The following is a 15,119-nucleotide window of genomic DNA, read 5'->3' as shown; positions in this document are numbered from 1 at the left end:
ATGACACCGCACCGACCGCCCGACCAGATCGAAACGACGTGTCAGGCGCCGTAACGCCGTTGCCGGGCGGCGAAGCTGCGCAGCGCTCGCAGAAAGTCGATCTCGCGGAACGCGGGCCAGTTGGCCTCGCAGAAGTACAGCTCCGAGTAGGCGCTCTGCCAGAGCAGGAAGTTCGACATCCGCTGTTCGCCGCTGGTGCGGATGATGAGGTCCGGGTCCGGCTGGCCCGCCGTGTAGAGGTGCCGGGCGATGTCGTCCACCGTCAGGGCCTGTGCCACATCGGCCAGGGACTCTCCGGCCTCGCCTCGCTCGTGCAGATGGTCACGGAGGGCGTCGATCACCTCCTGCCGGCCGCCGTAACCGACGGCCAGCGTGACGTGGGCGCCGGTCGCGCAGTCGCGGGTGGCCTCCACGGCGTCCTTCAGGGCACGGGCCGTCGTGTCGGGCAGCGCGTCGAGCATGCCCGCGACGTGGACCCGCCAGCGGGCGTCCCGGCGGCCGAGCCGGTCCGCCACCATCCGCTCGATGACCTCCATGAGGAAGGCGACCTCGGCGTCACCGCGGTTCTGAAGGTTCTCCGTCGAGCACAGGAACACGGTGGCGTGCTTGATCCCCACGGCCTCGCACCAGGACAGGACGTTCTCCGCGTGCTCGGCGCCGTACTTGTGCCCGAGGCTCGGATTCTCCAGGCCCATCTGGCGGGCCCAGCGGCGGTTGCCGTCCATGATCAGCCCGACGTGCTCGGGGAGCGGGCCATTCGTGACCTGCCGGCGCAGGCGGCGGGCGTAGAGCGTGTGAAGAAGGGTGGACATTGTCACCTCCGTTGCGAGATCCCACCGTACTACGCATTGCGTACTACGCGACGTGTACTATGCCTGCCATGAGCGAACGGCATCCTGCAACGCGCGAACGCCCGAGATGGCGGCGGGTCGTGACGGTGACGCTGGCGGTCCTGTCCGCCGTGGTGCTCGCCGCCGGGGCGTACGTCGGCTATGCCACGATCCGGCACACGCGACCGATCACGCTGCCCGCTCCGACCGGCGCGTACCCGGTGGGCCGGACGACGTTCGACTGGACCGACCCGGCGCGCACCGACCCGCTGGCCCCGCGTCCCGGCGCCCGGCGCGAGCTGTCGGTCTGGCTCTGGTACCCGGCCGCGCCATCGGGTGGGCGCCGCGCGGCGTACCTGCCCGGCGCGTGGAACGGCCTGCACTTCGGGAGCCTGCCCGGGCTGGGCGAGACGAGGTTCGGCGCCGTCCGGGTGCACGCGTACGACGGCGCGCCGGTGGCGGCCGGCCGGTTCCCGGTCGTCGTCCTGCTGCCCGGGCTGGGCTTCGCAGCGCCGCAGTACACCGCGCTGGCCGAGGACCTGGCGAGCCACGGCTACCTCGTCGCCGGTGTCACCCCGACCTATACCGCGAACCTCACCGTGCTGCACGGCCATGCCGTGCACGCGACGACGGCAGGGAATCCACCGGCGTTCAACGCCCCGAACCTCCACACGGGCGCCGCCGCTCAGGCCGGTGACCGGATCGTCGCGATCTGGGCCGCCGACGCGCGCTTCGCCGCAGGCCGCGTCGCCGGACTGGGGCAGCGGTTCGCCGGGCACGTCGACGCGGCGCACCCGGCGTACATCGGCCACTCCTTCGGCGGCGTGGCGTCGCTGGAGGCCTGTCGTCTCGACGCGCACTGCGCGGGCGCCGTGAACCTGGACGGCACCCAGTTCGGCCCGGTCGTACGGACGGGGCTCGACCGGCCGATGATGATCGTGGGCAGTGCGGGGTCCTGCGTGACCGGCGTGTGCCGGGCCACCGACGCCGTGAGCCGCGCCGACGTCGCCACCGCCCGTACGCTGCTGACCGCGAGCACCGGGGCGGCCTGGTGCTACGAGTTGGCGGGAAGCCACCATTTCAACTTCAGCGACTACGCCTCCTACTACCTGGCCGCGCCCCTCCGCCGCTTCCTCGCGCTGGGCTCCATCGACGGCGGCCTGGGGTTGCGGATCACCGGCGTGTACGTGGCCGCGTTCCTCGACCACACCGTACGGTCGCTGCCGGAGCCTCTCCTCAGCGGAGCGTCAGCGCCCTATTCCCGGATGCGCGCCGTCCACTGCAAGAATTGACGATTCACCTACCGAACAGAACAGTGCCGGGCCACCGATCGAATCGGTGACCCGGCCCACTTCCACCCGGCGTCGGAGAACACGCCGGTATTGCGATCAACTACCGCTCTCTTCGGCAGAGCCCTGGCTCGTCGTGCCGCTCTCCGAGGAGTACGAGGGCACGTTCTGCCCCGTCGAGTTCGTCGAACAATCCTGCCCCGAGGCGTCCTGCCGCGAACCGGGCTCCTCCGAACCGACCAGCGAGACCTGCCCCGACGACTCCGACGAGGACCGCGACGTGGTCTGTGACATGGACTGCGTCTGCGATCGGGTCTGGGACCGCGACGTCGACCGTTCACTCGGCGACTGAATGATGATCGTCACCCCCGGCGACTGCGGGTACAGCGGGAACCCCGTCGTCACGCCCGACGGATACAGTGGGAATCCTGTCGTCATGGCCGACGGGATTCGGGTCGTCATGGCCGGCGGGAGTCCCGTCGTCACGACCGGCGGCGAGAGAACCGGGCCCGTCATCACGACCGGCGCGAGCCGCGGCGTGTAGGTCGCCATCCCGGGCACGAACGAGACCGAGACGCCGGGCGCGAGCCGCGTCGGGTAGAAGCCGACCGGCGGATACTGCTGGGCGGACGCGGACGACGCCATGCCCAAGGAACCAGCGGCGGCGGTCACCAGGCCGCAGACGGCAATCGCCTTTCTCAGCACGTTAAGTCACCTGCCTACCTTGAGATGCGCAATTATTGCCCATTACGCCCTTTTAAGACCTGATTTAAGGGCGTTACGTAACCAGTATCTCCCGCCAATCGACCTAAAATCCCAGAGGTTCGTAATATGGCGGCCAACATCAATATTGGTATCGAGCGGGATTTCGATGCCGTGCGCGGCCGGCGGAGCGGTCGACGGATGCGGTCCGGGAGCGGTTGGATGGTCAGATGACGTCCATCACGCTGGTTCAGGGGGACATCACCGAGCAGGAGGTCGACGCGATCGTCAACGCCGCGAACTCCTCGCTTCTCGGCGGAGGCGGCGTGGACGGTGCGATCCACCGCCGCGGCGGGCCGGAGATCCTCGCGGCCTGCCGTGACCTTCGGGCGTCCCACTACGGCGGGGGCCTGGCGACGGGGCAGGCGGTGGCCACGACGGCGGGGCGGCTGCCCGCGCGCTGGGTGATCCACACGGTCGGCCCGGTGTACTCCCGATCCGAGGACCGGTCCGAGCTGCTCGCCTCGTGCTATCGGGAGTCGCTGCGGGTCGCCGACGAGCTCGGCGCCGCGACGGTCGCCTTCCCCGCCGTGTCCGCCGGGATCTACGGCTGGCCGCTGGACGACGCGGCCCGCGTCGCGGTCGGCACCGTACGGGCGACGCCGAGCCGGGTGGAGGAGGCGCGGTTCGTGCTGTTCACCGCCGACGTCCACGAGGCCTTCGCCCGAGCGCTGGCCGAGTAAGGGGCGTCAGACCGTGTACGGCCGGGCGGTGCGGGCGTCGCGCAGGGCACGGGCCCACCAGACGAGCTGGTCGAGCAGCGGCCACCGTCCGTTGCGGGTACTCGCGATGATGACGGCCAGTCGCGTCATGTCCGCCCTCCCGTCGTTCTCGGTGTGGTCTCACCAGGCGGGAGGGCGTTTACGGCTTCTTTACGGCACCTCGGTGGCGGCGTCCGCGCGGCCCGGGGCGAGTTCGAACGGCGGCGTGTGCTCCCGCAGCGCGGTCTGCTCATCCGGGCCTTCGACGGCGCCCGGGCGGGGCTCCGGCACCGGGGCCGCGGCCTCGTTCTTCGCCCTCGGCCGGCCGTGCCGCTCGGCTTCCTCGGCCTCTCCGGCCTGGCCGCCGAACGCCGCAGTCACCGCCCGCAGCGCGGACGTCATCTCGCCGGGAATGACCCAGAAGGTGTTGCCCTCGCCGGCGGCGAGCTTCGGCAGCGTCTGCAGGTACTGGTAGGCGAGCAGCTTCGGGTCGGGATCGTTCTCGTGGATCGAGGTGAAGACCTGCTCGATGGCCTTGGCCTCACCTTCGGCCTTGAGGATCGCGGCCTGCCGCGCGCCTTCCGCCTGCAGGATCGCGCCCTGCTTCTCCCCTTCGGCGGTCAGGATCCGGGACTGGCGTACGCCTTCGGCCTGCAGGATGGTGGCGCGCTTCTCCCGCTCCGCCCGCATCTGCTTCTCCATCGCGTCCTTGATGGACTGCGGCGGCTCGATCGCCTTGATCTCCACACGCGTCACACGGATGCCCCACTTGCCGGAGGCGTCGTCCAGCACGCCGCGCAGCGCCGTGTTGATCCGGTCGCGGGACGACAGCGTCGCCTCCAGGTCCAGCGTGCCGATGACGTTCCGCAGTTGCGTCGCGGTCAGCTGCTCGATCGCCTTGATGTAGTCGACGATCTCGTAGTCGGCCGCCCGCGGGTCGGTGACCTGGAAGAACAGCACCGTGTCGATGTGCACGACGACGTTGTCCTCGGTGATGACCGGCTGCCCCTGGAACGCCACCACCTGCTCGCGCAGGTCGATCAGCGGCTTGACCCGGTCGACGAACGGCACGATGACGTTCAGACCCGGCTGCAGGGTCTTGCGGTAGCGCCCGAAGCGCTCGACGTTCCGCGCGCGGGCCTGGGGCACGATCCAGACGGTCCGCATCACCACGGTCGCCACCAAGAGCAGTCCGATGACCAGCGCGATGATGACCGCTAGGGCGAGATCGGCCATGGGTCCTCCTGGGGATGAACGAGGGCGGTGACGCCTTCGATGGCGAGGACGTCGACGGCCGCCCCCTCAGGAATGACGACTCCGGGGTCGTACGGGCGCGCGCTCCACTCCTCACCGCCGATGCGCACCCGGCCCGAGTAGCGGGAGACCTCGGTGAGAGCCAGCGCCTCACGGCCGACGAGCGCCGCGGTGCCGCTGCGGAGCAGCGGCGGCTGCTTGATGTGCCGGACGGCGATCGGGCGTACGGCGGCCAGCCCGGCGGCCGAGGTCGCGCCGAACGCGAGCACCTGGACCAGCACGGGAAGCCCCGCCGACGCGGTCACGGCGGCGACGAGCGCGCCGACCGCCATCAGCCCGAGCGCGAACGTCAGCGTGGTCACCTCGGCGATGCCGAGAACCGCGGCCACGATCAGCCAGACCACCCACGCCGGCATCGGGACTCCTTCAAGGACGCACGGCCCTGAATCCACGGTAACTCCGCACGAGCCGATTGCCGCCGCCCGAGCGGGCGATACTTCACGGAATCACGGCGCGCCCGCCGACGTGCTGGGGAAAATCATTACGGGTAGGACCCCGAGTGCTGGGGACGTAAGCACGGCAGACTAGTGTCCGAAAAGCGAAGCCAGCCGAGGAGGTGCGGTGAACCGCCAACGGGTGAGCAGGATCTCCCGGTCGCTGGTGCGGCCCCGTCCCTTGAAGGTCGCCGAGGACCTCGAACACGCCAACGCCCTCGACGGGTCCGCCCGGTTCATCACGAAGGTCGTACGGCGGTTGCTGCCCCCAGGACCCGTCAAGGACCTGCTGCACGGAGTCCCGGTCGGCCATCCCGCCCATCCACCGCTGACCGACATTCCGATCGGCTGTTTCATGTCGGCCGCCGTGCTCGACCTGCTCCCGGGGACCGATCGGGCGGCCGAGGTGCTCGTGGCGACCGGGTTGGCGGCCTCGGTGCCGACCGCGCTCACGGGAATCGCGGACTGGTCGTCCCTGCACAGCGAGCAGCAGCGCGTCGGCCTCGTCCACGCGGTCGGAAACATCACCGCGGGAACGCTCTACACCGCCTCGCTCGTCGCCCGCCGGCGCGGCTACTTCGGCACCGGCAAGGCCCTGTCCTTCGCCGGCCTGACCGCCCTGGTCGCCGGCGCGTACCTCGGCGGGCACCTTGCGTTCCGGCAGGCGGCCGGGCCGAGCCACGCCGAGTCGATCACGCACCTCGGCCCACTCGGCTGGCATGACCTGTGCCCGATGGAGGAGCTGCCCGACGGCTGGCCGGTCCACCGGAACCTCGGCTACATCAGCCTGTTCGTCCTGCGCGAGGGCGAAGAGGTCTACGTCCTCGCGGACCGCTGCTCCCACCTCGACGGGCCGCTGCACCAGGGCCGCATGGTCGAGATCGACGAGGAGACCTGCGTCGTCTGCCCCTGGCACGGCAGCACCTTCCGGGTCAGCGACGGCACCGTCGTCCACGGCCCCGCCACCGGCCGCCAGCCCGCCTTCGAGACGCGAGTCGGCGACAACGGCATGATCCAGGTACGCCCCGCCCGATAGGAGGGTGTCTTTCGTCCGGCGGCTACTCCTTGTCCTCGGCTTCGGCCCGCGAGTCTCCCCGATCGTTCACCGGGTGCTCGACCAGCGCGAGAATGCGACTCGCCATGAACCGAGCGGTCCGTACGGGCGTACCGGTGCGCGTGACCTCGACGACCTCGACGACACCCCGGCGCGTGACGACCTCGACCCGGCGACCCGCGCGCGTCGCCACGACCTCATAGGTGCGGGTCGCCCCTCCGGCATCGATCACGACCTCAACCCGGTCACCCTTCACACCACTCCCCTTTCGAACGCATATTCGATTAATACCCGCCACCCTGGCCGCCCAACCGGACCGACACGGAGCTGTCACCAAATACGTCGATCACAATACGTATTCGATCGAACACGAATACGACCCTCCGAGTGCCCATTCATGCCTTCGTCGACGAATCCGCACGCCGCGACCGGTACATCCTGTGCGCGGCGACCGTGGATACCTCGCGCCTGGACGAGGTACGACGGCTCCTACGCGGCCTCTGCCTCCCCGGCCAGCGGCGCTGGCACTTCAAACACGAGTCGACACCGCGACAACGGCAGATCCTCGACGTGATCGCTCGCTGTGGCGCCGTGCGGGCACTCATCTACGAGGGCTGCGGCAAAGAACTGCCAGTGCGACGCGAATGTCTGGCGGCACTCGTGTTCGACCTCGTCGACCGCCAAGCCGGCCGCCTGGTCATCGAAAGCCGAGAGACCATGGACCATTTCGATCGAAGTTGCATTGCCCAGACGCTTCGCAAGGCTTCCGAGCACCTCGGCTACGCTCATTTGCGGCCGCACGAGGAGCCCGGATTGTGGCTGCCAGACGCGCTCGCCTGGGCCTACGGCGCAGGCGGCGACTGGCGACGTCGAGTCCAACCGATCATTGAACTGACGAAGAACGTCGGTCAGGTGGTCTGAAACGCGAAACCCGACCCATCACCGTCCGGAGAAGAGCCGGGCCCACTTCCTCGAGCTACGGCCCGAGGCGAGGATCATTAAAGCGCGAAACCCGACTGCTGACCGTCCGGACAGGAGTCGGGCTCACTTCCTCGAGCTACTGCCCGAGGCTGAGACCATTGTGCATTAGGCGCCGACAGTAATCAAGTGGTCACGCGATCGGCGGGCCGTCTCCGTTCAGACGCGCGGGGCGACGGCGCGGGCGTGCCAGCGGCCGTCCTGGCGCTCGACCGTCAGGGGCAGGCCGAAGCACTCGGACAGCATCTCGTCCGTGAACACCTCGTCGACCTTGCCCGTGGCGACCACCGAGCCACGACGCAGCAGCATCGCGTGGGTGAACCCCTCCGGCACCTCCTCGACGTGGTGGGTGACGAGGGCCATCGTCGGCGCGAGGCGGTCGGTGGCCAGGGCCGTGAGGCGGGCGACGAGGTCCTCGCGGCCGCCGAGGTCGAGGCCGGCGGCCGGTTCGTCCAGGAGGAGGAGCTCGGGGTCGGGCATCAGGGCGCGGGCGATCGACACCCGCTTGCGCTCGCCTTCTGACAGGGTGGAGAACCGGCGGCGGATCAGGTGCGCGCAGCCGAGCGCGTCGAGGAGCTCGACGGCGCGTGTGACGTCCGTCGAGTCGTACTCCTCTTTCCACCGGCCGATGATGGCGTACGACGCCGTCAGGACGATGTCGATGACCTTCTCGTCGGACGGGATCTTGTCGGCGATCGCCGCGCTGGACAGGCCGATGCGGGGCCGGAGCTCGAAGACGTCGGTCTTGCCGAGGGACTCGCCCAGTAGCTCGACACTGCCCTCGGTGGGGAACAGCATGGCGGCCGCGACCTGCAGCAGCGTCGTCTTGCCGGCGCCGTTCGGACCGACGATGACCCATCGCTCGTCTTCCGCGACCGCCCAGTCGACGTCGCGCAGCAGCGACGCGCCTTCGCGCCGGACCTCGACGCCCTTGAGTCGGAGTACCTCGCCGGCCATCGCATCCTTCCCCTTGCGCGCGGAGCGTCCGGCGGGATGCCGCCGGGCGCTCTCCGGGTCACGGAACGAACCTACGGCATTATGGACGGCTTATGGTGGTCGGCATGCGCCTCACTCACCCTTCCACCGGGCTTGTCGCCTGGGGCAACGCCTGGCTGACCGGCCACGTGGGGCTCGACGAGGCCGCCGACGCCGTCGAGCGTCAGGGCGGTCCGCACGTGGTCGTCGGCGTACCCGGGGAGGACGGCGAGCTTCCGTTGCGGCGGGGCCTCGGTGCGCTCCGCGTGGCGGGGCTCGCCGCGCTGCGCCTCGCGCTGCCCGCCCCCGGTGACCCGCTCGGGCTGACCGGTCCGCCGGACTTCAACACGGCGGCCATCGACGCGGGAGAGGCCGTGCTCGCCGCGGTCGGCGAGCGGTCGCTCGGGTTGATCCCGGCGGAGGACCGCCGGGGTTCGTCGTACGTCGGCACGCGCTGGGAGGTGCACGAGACGCGCCACGGCACCCCGGACACACCGGCGCTGCCGGAGGCCGATCATCAGCTGACGATGGCCGTCCGGGATGCCACCGAGGCGCTGCTGTCCGTGGACGGCGGCCAGGAGTGGCGACCGGAGATCGCCGAGGCTCTCAGCGCGCTGCGCGAGTCGCACCGCCACGAGCAGGTCGGCGGCCTGGCGCCGGGGTACGCCGCACGCGCGCACCGGGTCGCGGCGCTCGCGAGCCGACTGGCCGTGGTGGTGGACCTGGCACATTCCACCGAGAGCGCGGGGCTGTCCGCCGCGCACATCCAGCGCCGCGCCGAGGCGCTGCGCACGCTCGACCGCGCGGTGCGGCGGGCCCGGGTCGCCGCCTGCAACAGCGTCCTGGACCCCGTCCGCTGATCCCGTCGTACGTGAAACGCCCCGGCGATCGCTTCCGCGGTCGCCGAGGCGTCTGTCGTGTGGCCTTCGGGGTCAGGCCTGGACGACGATGGTGGTGCAGACCTTGTCGGCGAACGTCTGGCTCTTGTCGTCCCACAGCGGCCAGAGCCAGCCGATGTAGCAGGCGAGGCTGTCGAGGAAGTGCGCGAGCTTGCGCACGAACGCCATGCCGAAGCCGATGGGCTGACCCGTGGTCTCGCTGACGAGCTTGATGCCGACGACCTTCTTGCCGGGCGTCTGACCGGTCGTGCCCTCCTGGTAGCAGAGCCACAGGCCGAGGCCGAAGCCGACCAGCAGCCCCAGGAAGATGAGCGCGGCGCCGCCGCCTCCGCCGATCGCCCCGCCGATGCCGTAGAGGAGGCCGTAGGGCACGCCGACGATCAAGGCGTCGACGATGTACCCGCCGACCCGCGAGAACCAGCTGGCGTACTGGCCCTGGTTGTAGCCGGTGCCGTAGCCCTGCTGCGGGTACTGCTGGCCGTACGCGGCGGGCTGCTGGCCGTACCCCTGCTGCTGCCCGTAGTCCTGCTGACCGTAACCCGGCTGCTGCTGGCCATAACCCGGCTGCTGCTGCCCGTACCCGGGCTGCTGCTGCTGGCCGTAGCCCGGCTGCTGCTGCCCATAGCCCGGCTGCTGCTGCCCGTACCCGGGCTGCTGCTGCCCATAGCCCGGCTGCTGCTGGCCATATCCGGGCTGCTGCTGCCCGTACCCGGGCTGCTGCTGGCCATATCCGGGCTGCTGCTGGCCATATCCGGGCTGCTGCTGGCCGTACCCGGGCTGCTGCTGACCCTGGCCGTACGGGTCGTAGGGGGTGCTCACGCTGTTACTCCTTCATCGAATGACGCCCGTCTGCCAAGCCGGGCCCGCGATCGCCGTGACGAGATATGAAATTCACCACTGCAGGAGCCCGAACCGGGCAAGCTGCCATAGCCAGGACAGGGCCACCACGACGCCGAGCATCCATGCGCGGGTACGTGGTGAGATCGCCCACCAACGGCGCCCAAGCCCCAGCGGCGCCGTTGCCACACTGATCGCCCCCGCGAGCGCGAAGGGATTCGCGAGGGCTGCCCTGGCCGGATGGGCGGCCCCCAGCTCCATGAAGACGGTCGTACCGCCGCACAGAGGACAGGGGACTCCGGTAAGAGCCCGAAGCGGACACAGTATGCCGGGATCGTGGGCACGATGCACAAACGCCGCGAGAACCGCCACGACGGCCATACCGCCCGCACGGATCGCCACGCCCCGTACCCCGTCGCCTGCGGCGGAGGTGAGACGGCCGACCATCCGCGCCGGCGCGGTCGGCGCACCAGGGGTGACCCTAGTCCCCCGTGCGACGTCCAAAGTTGCCCCTCCAACCCGGTGCCGTTATACGCCCTGTGGACCCTATATCGCAGTAAGAAGGGCAACGGTCAAGTCGAAGAACCCTCAGAGCTCAGAACGTGACCGCACAGAGACATTGGCGACCGGATCGGCGTCAGCGCCGGGCGGCGCCCACGACGACCGGGGGCCGTGCCTCCACCCCCTCCGTGATGACGTCCACCACGATGACAGTGATGTTGTCCGGTCCGCCACCCTGATTGGCCAGATCGATGAGCGTTTGGACGGCGCCCTCGGGATCCTGCTGGGTGGTCAGGACCTGATGCATCGTCTCGGCGCCGACCGGACCGCTCAACCCGTCAGAGCACAACAGGTAGCGGTCGCCCGGCAGTGCCTCGCGCAGCGACAGGTCCGGCTTGCGATCCGGTTTGCCGTCGAGGACCCGGACGAGGCGGTTCGCCAGGTGCGGCGCTGCCCCGTCCTCGCCGGTGAGCATCTTCTCCAGCGTGTGGTCTTCGGTGATCTGGTAGAGGATGCTCTCGCGCAGCATGTACGCGCGGGAGTCCCCGATGTGGGCGAGGGCCAGATGCGTGCCCGACCAGAGCATGGCCGTACAGGTCGTGCCCATCGACTGCAGGGCCGGTTCCTGTTCGACACGCTGGGCGATCGCCTGGTTGGCGGACAGGACGGCTCGTTCGAGCGTCTCCACCAGGGTGGTCTGGGAGACCTCGGCGTCGATCGGCGTGAGGGTCTGGACGGTGAGGGAGCTTGCTATCTCCCCACCGACGTGACCCCCCATACCGTCGGCGACTGCGAGCAGCCAGGGGCCCGCATACGCCGAATCCTCGTTGTTCTCGCGAGCGCGACCGACATCCGATCCCGCGGCGTAGCGAATGGCGACTCTCATGTGAATTCCGATGACGTCCTCGGCGATGCGGTTCACTCAGCCGACTACTGAGGTTCATCAAGATATTCGACCCGGGCGTCTTACGCCTCCTCGATCTCACGCGAATACTCGCGAGTCACCGATCGGCGAGGCCGTGACGCACCGCGTACAGGGCCGCTTGGGTGCGATCCTGCAGCCCCAGCTTCAGCAGAATGTTGGACACGTGCGTCTTGACGGTCTTCTCCGAGACGACGAGCGCACGGGCGATCTCGCGGTTCGACCGGCCCTGGGCGATCTGGACGAGGACCTCGCGTTCGCGTTCGGTCAGCCCCCCGGAGCCCGGGTCGACCGGCGCGGGTGCGAGCATCGCCTCCGTCGCCTCCGGTGCGAACAGCATGTGCCCATCATGCACGGCCCGGATCGCCTGCACGAGGGCCTGCGGGTCGACGTCCTTGTAGAGATATCCGGACGCGCCGGCGCGGACGACCGGCAGGACCTGCTCCCGCTCGCCCACGCTCGTCAGCACGATGACACGGGCGTCGACGCCCCGCCCACGAAGCTCCCTTAGCGCGGTCAGGCCGTCGACGCCCGGCATCTTCAGGTCGAGGAGGATCACGTCGGGCCGCAGCGCCTCGGCGCGCGAGACGGCCTCCGCGCCGTCGGCCGCCTCGCCCACGACCTCGACGTCCTCCTGCACGCTGAGGAACGTCCGCAGGCCCTGGCGGACGACCGGATGGTCGTCGGCGATCAGCACTCGGATCACGCGGGCACCTCCACGCGTACGACCGGACGGCGATCGGCGATCACGCGGGCACCTCCAGGCGTACGACCGGACGAGCGCCGGCAGGCGGGCGGGCACCGGCGAACCCGGGTCACGCGGGCACCTCCAGCCGTACGACGGTGCCGGCGGCGGAGGAGTCGATGGTCAGGGAGCCGCCCACCGACTCGGCGCGGTCGCGCATGGAGGCGAGGCCGAGACCGTCGCGGGAGTCGGCCCCGACGTCGAATCCGGCGCCGTCGTCGCGGACCTCCAGCACGCCGGGTGTGAGCCGCACCGTCACCTCCGAGGGATCGCCGTGGCGGAGGGCGTTGTACACCGCCTCCTGGGCGACGCGGTAGACGACCGCCTCGACGTCGGAGGGCAGCGCGACGTCCTCGCCCTCGAACCGTACGCGAGGCCGCCGTCCGCGCCCCGCGCCCCAGGCGCGATCCAGGACGCGGACGTGCTTGCGCAGCGACTCGGCGAGCCCGTCGCCCGCCAGCTCCGCCGGGCGGAGCTCGAAGATGACCTCGCGCAGCTCGGCCAGGGCCTCCTTGGCGAGGGCCTGGACGCGTTCGAGCTCGGCCCGGGGGTCCGGTGCGGACAGCGCGGCGGCGGCCGTCAGGCGCAGCGAGAAGAGCTTCTGCGCCACCGCGTCGTGCAGCTCCCGCGCCAAGCGGGCGCGTTCCTCGATGACCGTCAGCTCGCGGTTGCGCTCGTACAGCCGGGCGTTCGTCATCGCGATCGCCGCGTGCGCCGCGAAGAGTGTGAGGAGCTCCTCGTCGGCGACCGTGAAGCCCCCCGGCGTACGGCGGTTCGCGAGGAAGATGATGCCGAGGGTCTCGGTGCCGTCCTTGATCGGGACACCGAGGAAGTCCTTGAGGACCGGATGTGCGGTCGGCCAGCCCTCGAACGCCGGATCCCGGCGCACGTCCGCCAGCCGCTGCACCCGGTCGTCGCGGAGCATCAGGGCGAGCAGCCCGTGCTGCCGGGGCAGCGGGCCGATCCGCTTCCACTGCTCGTCCGAGACGCCTTCCACGACGAACTCGGCGAACGACCCCTCGTCGTCGGGCACGCCGAGGGCGGCGTACCGGGCGTCGAGGAGCTGTGCCGCGGCCCGGACGATCACCTGCAGGACCTCGTGCACGGACAGGTGCCGCGTGACCGCGAGCACCGCCGTGCTGACGGCGTGCAGTGTGGCGTCCCGATCCGTTTCCACGGCTCCGACCGTACCGCCGCCGGGTCCCCGCTCATCCCGGTCGGGAAACCCGGCGGCGGCGGTCAGCCGCCGTTCTGCAGCCGGACGACGGTGCCGATGACTCCCAGGACCAGCGCGACGATGCCGCCGATCCAGGCCACCCTGGCGAGGGTGTCCGGCCGTCCCTGGGCGCGGAACTGGTTCTGGGCGACGAGCCCGAGCACGATCGCGGCGGGCGAGCAGCAGAACCAGCAGATGATGCCGATGATCGACAGCACCTGAGGAGTGCTGGACTGCGGCTGCGGGGCGGGTTGTCCGTATCCGCCGCCGTAGCCGGGGGGCGGTCCCTGGGGCGGTCCCGGAGGCGGGTAGCCGCCATAACCGGGGGGCTGGTCCTGGGGCGGGTATCCCACGGAGTCCTCCTGTCAGATGATGCCGAAGCGGGCGAGCTGCCAGCCTTCCGAAACGATCAGGACCGTGACGATAGTGACAACAGGCGCTATTTGTCGCGTCCTGTGCGACATCTCACGCCAGTGAGTCATCAACCGGGAACGCCGGGTGACCGGCACCAGAACGAACGCCACACACGTGGCGACCGCCAGCGGCGAGGCTCCAAGGGCTCCCACGACGTCGGCGTGGCCGAGATGGACCGCCGCCGTGGTGAACCCGCACAGCGGGCACGGAACGCCCGTCGCCTGGCGCAGCAGGCACAGCGTCGGCGGGCGCGGAATCCGCAGCACGGCGAGACCGACGACCCCCATCACCAGCAGCAGCACCCGTGTGGGCACGCCCCACGGCCGCCGGATCGCGTACTTCATATGTCGAGTGTGCCCGAGAGACCTACGACCATCCGCCCGGGCGGACCCCGTCCCGCGACCGATGTCGGCGGCACGCCCCCTGCCTAACGTCAGAGGCATGAAGGCACTGATCACCGGAGCGTCCCGCGGACTCGGCCTGGCCCTGGCCCGCTCGCTCGCCCAGGACGGCTGGACCCTCGTCCTCGACGCGCGGGGGGCACCCGACCTGGAGAAGATCGCCGCCGACCTGGACGCCACCGCCGTAGCCGGCGACATCGCCGACCCGTCTCACCGGGAGGCGCTCGTCCGCGCGTCGGACGGGCTCGACCTCCTCGTCAACAACGCGAGCACCCTCGGCGCCACGCCGCTGCCCCGGCTGGCCGGATACCCGCTGCCCGAGCTGGAGCGGGCGTTCGCCGTCAACGTGCTCGGGCCGCTGGGCCTCATCCAGAGGCTGCTGCCGGCCCTACGCGAGCGCCGCGGCGCGATCGTCAACATCACCTCTGACGCCGCCCGCGAGGCGTACGAGGGGTGGGGCGGGTACGGCGCGACCAAGGCCGCCCTCGACCAACTCTCCAACGTGCTCGCCGCCGAAGAGCCCGACCTCGCCGTCTGGTCGGTCGACCCGGGCGAGATGCGCACGCGGATGCTGGCCGACGCCGGAGAGGACGCGGACGCCGCTCCCCTTCCGGAGGACGTGGCCGTCCCCGCGCTGCGCCGCCTGATCGCCCGGCGGCCCGCAAGCGGCCGGTACGCGGTGGGCGAGCTGTGAGCGCAGCGGCTTCGGTCACGGTGCCGGCGAAGGAGGCACCGCGAGCGAGCGAGCCGATGGGCAGAGCAGCGTCGCTCACAGTGCCGACGAAGGAGGCACCGCGAGCGAGCGAGCCGACGGGCACAGCAGCGTCGCTCACAGTGCCGACGAAGG

At 70.4% G+C, this 15,119-nt stretch carries 20 protein-coding genes; 7 read left to right on the top strand and 13 right to left on the bottom strand.

The features are described from left to right. Positions 1-41: 41 nt before the first annotated feature. Positions 42-812 (bottom strand): polyprenyl diphosphate synthase, encoded by a 771-nt coding sequence (uppS, locus tag ACYVF7_RS01400; RefSeq protein WP_460333576.1) that lies wholly within the window; start codon positions 810-812, stop codon positions 42-44. Between the two features lie 68 nt (positions 813-880). Between uppS and ACYVF7_RS01395 the strand changes: the two genes are divergently transcribed. The 3 genes from ACYVF7_RS01395 to ACYVF7_RS01385 all read left to right on the top strand — a co-directional run bounded on the left by ACYVF7_RS01395 (position 881) and on the right by ACYVF7_RS01385 (position 3,564). After that, positions 881-2,122: an alpha/beta hydrolase gene (locus ACYVF7_RS01395; protein ID WP_460333573.1), complete on the top strand. Its 1,242-nt coding sequence runs from the start codon at positions 881-883 to the stop codon at positions 2,120-2,122. A 133-nt stretch (positions 2,123-2,255) separates the two neighbouring features. Continuing rightward, entirely contained in the window at positions 2,256-2,471 is a 216-nt protein-coding gene (locus ACYVF7_RS01390; RefSeq protein ID WP_460333571.1) for a hypothetical protein, read from the top strand. A gap of 580 nt (positions 2,472-3,051) precedes the next feature. Beyond that, the gene (locus ACYVF7_RS01385) at positions 3,052-3,564 is read left to right on the top strand and encodes an O-acetyl-ADP-ribose deacetylase (protein WP_460333568.1); all 513 of its coding nucleotides are present in this window, start codon (positions 3,052-3,054) and stop codon (positions 3,562-3,564) included. A 6-nt stretch (positions 3,565-3,570) separates the two neighbouring features. Here ACYVF7_RS01385 and ACYVF7_RS01380 read toward each other — a convergent pair whose 3' ends face one another. Genes ACYVF7_RS01380 through ACYVF7_RS01370 form a run of 3 tightly spaced genes read right to left on the bottom strand, consistent with a single transcriptional unit; the run spans position 3,571 to position 5,252 of the window. After that, positions 3,571-3,693 (bottom strand): hypothetical protein, encoded by a 123-nt coding sequence (locus ACYVF7_RS01380; protein WP_460333566.1) that lies wholly within the window; start codon positions 3,691-3,693, stop codon positions 3,571-3,573. A gap of 60 nt (positions 3,694-3,753) precedes the next feature. Beyond that, positions 3,754-4,818, bottom strand: a complete 1,065-nt coding sequence (locus ACYVF7_RS01375) for an SPFH domain-containing protein (RefSeq protein WP_460333563.1) — start codon at positions 4,816-4,818, stop codon at positions 3,754-3,756. Continuing rightward, positions 4,800-5,252, bottom strand: a complete 453-nt coding sequence (locus ACYVF7_RS01370) for an NfeD family protein (RefSeq protein WP_460333560.1) — start codon at positions 5,250-5,252, stop codon at positions 4,800-4,802. The genes ACYVF7_RS01375 and ACYVF7_RS01370 overlap by 19 nt, the downstream gene beginning before the upstream one ends. 205 nt (positions 5,253-5,457) lie before the next feature. On the opposite strand from ACYVF7_RS01370, the gene ACYVF7_RS01365 reads away from it, so the two are divergent. Continuing rightward, on the top strand, positions 5,458-6,366 hold the full coding sequence (locus tag ACYVF7_RS01365; protein ID WP_460333557.1) for a Rieske (2Fe-2S) protein: 909 nt from the start codon (positions 5,458-5,460) through the stop codon (positions 6,364-6,366). Between the two features lie 22 nt (positions 6,367-6,388). Here ACYVF7_RS01365 and ACYVF7_RS01360 read toward each other — a convergent pair whose 3' ends face one another. Beyond that, the gene (locus ACYVF7_RS01360) at positions 6,389-6,640 is read right to left on the bottom strand and encodes a hypothetical protein (protein ID WP_460333554.1); all 252 of its coding nucleotides are present in this window, start codon (positions 6,638-6,640) and stop codon (positions 6,389-6,391) included. A gap of 131 nt (positions 6,641-6,771) precedes the next feature. On the opposite strand from ACYVF7_RS01360, the gene ACYVF7_RS01355 reads away from it, so the two are divergent. Further along, positions 6,772-7,305: a hypothetical protein gene (locus ACYVF7_RS01355; protein ID WP_460333551.1), complete on the top strand. Its 534-nt coding sequence runs from the start codon at positions 6,772-6,774 to the stop codon at positions 7,303-7,305. 216 nt (positions 7,306-7,521) lie between these two features. On the opposite strand, the gene ACYVF7_RS01350 is transcribed toward ACYVF7_RS01355, so the two are convergent. Beyond that, entirely contained in the window at positions 7,522-8,319 is a 798-nt protein-coding gene (locus ACYVF7_RS01350; protein ID WP_460333548.1) for an ABC transporter ATP-binding protein, read from the bottom strand. 104 nt (positions 8,320-8,423) lie between these two features. Here ACYVF7_RS01350 and ACYVF7_RS01345 point away from each other — a divergent pair, with 104 nt between their 5' ends. Beyond that, positions 8,424-9,197 (top strand): hypothetical protein, encoded by a 774-nt coding sequence (locus ACYVF7_RS01345; RefSeq protein ID WP_460333545.1) that lies wholly within the window; start codon positions 8,424-8,426, stop codon positions 9,195-9,197. Between the two features lie 72 nt (positions 9,198-9,269). Here the strand turns inward: ACYVF7_RS01345 and ACYVF7_RS01340 are convergent, their stop codons facing one another. The 7 genes from ACYVF7_RS01340 to ACYVF7_RS01310 form a co-directional block, all read right to left on the bottom strand. Continuing rightward, positions 9,270-10,055: an RDD family protein gene (locus tag ACYVF7_RS01340; RefSeq protein WP_460333543.1), complete on the bottom strand. Its 786-nt coding sequence runs from the start codon at positions 10,053-10,055 to the stop codon at positions 9,270-9,272. A 72-nt stretch (positions 10,056-10,127) separates the two neighbouring features. Continuing rightward, positions 10,128-10,454, bottom strand: coding sequence for a DUF2752 domain-containing protein (locus ACYVF7_RS01335; RefSeq protein ID WP_460357738.1), 327 nt, complete (start codon positions 10,452-10,454; stop codon positions 10,128-10,130). Positions 10,455-10,710: 256 nt separating this feature from the next. Continuing rightward, entirely contained in the window at positions 10,711-11,460 is a 750-nt protein-coding gene (locus tag ACYVF7_RS01330) for a PP2C family protein-serine/threonine phosphatase (RefSeq protein WP_460333541.1), read from the bottom strand. A gap of 115 nt (positions 11,461-11,575) precedes the next feature. Next, positions 11,576-12,202: a response regulator gene (locus tag ACYVF7_RS01325; protein WP_460333538.1), complete on the bottom strand. Its 627-nt coding sequence runs from the start codon at positions 12,200-12,202 to the stop codon at positions 11,576-11,578. A 109-nt stretch (positions 12,203-12,311) separates the two neighbouring features. After that, positions 12,312-13,418 (bottom strand): GAF domain-containing sensor histidine kinase, encoded by a 1,107-nt coding sequence (locus ACYVF7_RS01320; protein WP_460333535.1) that lies wholly within the window; start codon positions 13,416-13,418, stop codon positions 12,312-12,314. Positions 13,419-13,480: 62 nt separating this feature from the next. Continuing rightward, positions 13,481-13,810: a DUF4190 domain-containing protein gene (locus tag ACYVF7_RS01315; protein WP_460333532.1), complete on the bottom strand. Its 330-nt coding sequence runs from the start codon at positions 13,808-13,810 to the stop codon at positions 13,481-13,483. A gap of 12 nt (positions 13,811-13,822) precedes the next feature. After that, entirely contained in the window at positions 13,823-14,215 is a 393-nt protein-coding gene (locus ACYVF7_RS01310) for a DUF2752 domain-containing protein (RefSeq protein WP_460333529.1), read from the bottom strand. A 97-nt stretch (positions 14,216-14,312) separates the two neighbouring features. On the opposite strand from ACYVF7_RS01310, the gene ACYVF7_RS01305 reads away from it, so the two are divergent. After that, positions 14,313-14,966, top strand: coding sequence for an SDR family NAD(P)-dependent oxidoreductase (locus ACYVF7_RS01305; RefSeq protein ID WP_460333526.1), 654 nt, complete (start codon positions 14,313-14,315; stop codon positions 14,964-14,966). The last annotated feature ends 153 nt before the right edge of the window (positions 14,967-15,119 follow it).

This window comes from Actinoallomurus acanthiterrae (assembly GCF_054775715.1).
This window is presented reverse-complemented; position numbering and strand designations above follow the sequence as displayed.

What these genes read in the sequence shown, in the direction of transcription:
- uppS (WP_460333576.1), bottom strand. Translation starts at nt 812, where the DNA reads ATGTCCACCCTTCTTCACACGCTCTACGCCCGCCGCCTGCGCCGGCAG.
- ACYVF7_RS01395 (WP_460333573.1), top strand. Translation starts at nt 881, where the DNA reads ATGAGCGAACGGCATCCTGCAACGCGCGAACGCCCGAGATGGCGGCGG.
- ACYVF7_RS01385 (WP_460333568.1), top strand. Translation starts at nt 3,052, where the DNA reads ATGACGTCCATCACGCTGGTTCAGGGGGACATCACCGAGCAGGAGGTC.
- ACYVF7_RS01380 (WP_460333566.1), bottom strand. Translation starts at nt 3,693, where the DNA reads ATGACGCGACTGGCCGTCATCATCGCGAGTACCCGCAACGGACGGTGG.
- ACYVF7_RS01375 (WP_460333563.1), bottom strand. Translation starts at nt 4,818, where the DNA reads ATGGCCGATCTCGCCCTAGCGGTCATCATCGCGCTGGTCATCGGACTG.
- ACYVF7_RS01370 (WP_460333560.1), bottom strand. Translation starts at nt 5,252, where the DNA reads ATGCCGGCGTGGGTGGTCTGGCTGATCGTGGCCGCGGTTCTCGGCATC.
- ACYVF7_RS01350 (WP_460333548.1), bottom strand. Translation starts at nt 8,319, where the DNA reads ATGGCCGGCGAGGTACTCCGACTCAAGGGCGTCGAGGTCCGGCGCGAA.
- ACYVF7_RS01345 (WP_460333545.1), top strand. Translation starts at nt 8,424, where the DNA reads ATGCGCCTCACTCACCCTTCCACCGGGCTTGTCGCCTGGGGCAACGCC.
- ACYVF7_RS01335 (WP_460357738.1), bottom strand. Translation starts at nt 10,454, where the DNA reads ATGGCCGTCGTGGCGGTTCTCGCGGCGTTTGTGCATCGTGCCCACGAT.
- ACYVF7_RS01330 (WP_460333541.1), bottom strand. Translation starts at nt 11,460, where the DNA reads ATGAGAGTCGCCATTCGCTACGCCGCGGGATCGGATGTCGGTCGCGCT.
- ACYVF7_RS01310 (WP_460333529.1), bottom strand. Translation starts at nt 14,215, where the DNA reads ATGAAGTACGCGATCCGGCGGCCGTGGGGCGTGCCCACACGGGTGCTG.
- ACYVF7_RS01305 (WP_460333526.1), top strand. Translation starts at nt 14,313, where the DNA reads ATGAAGGCACTGATCACCGGAGCGTCCCGCGGACTCGGCCTGGCCCTG.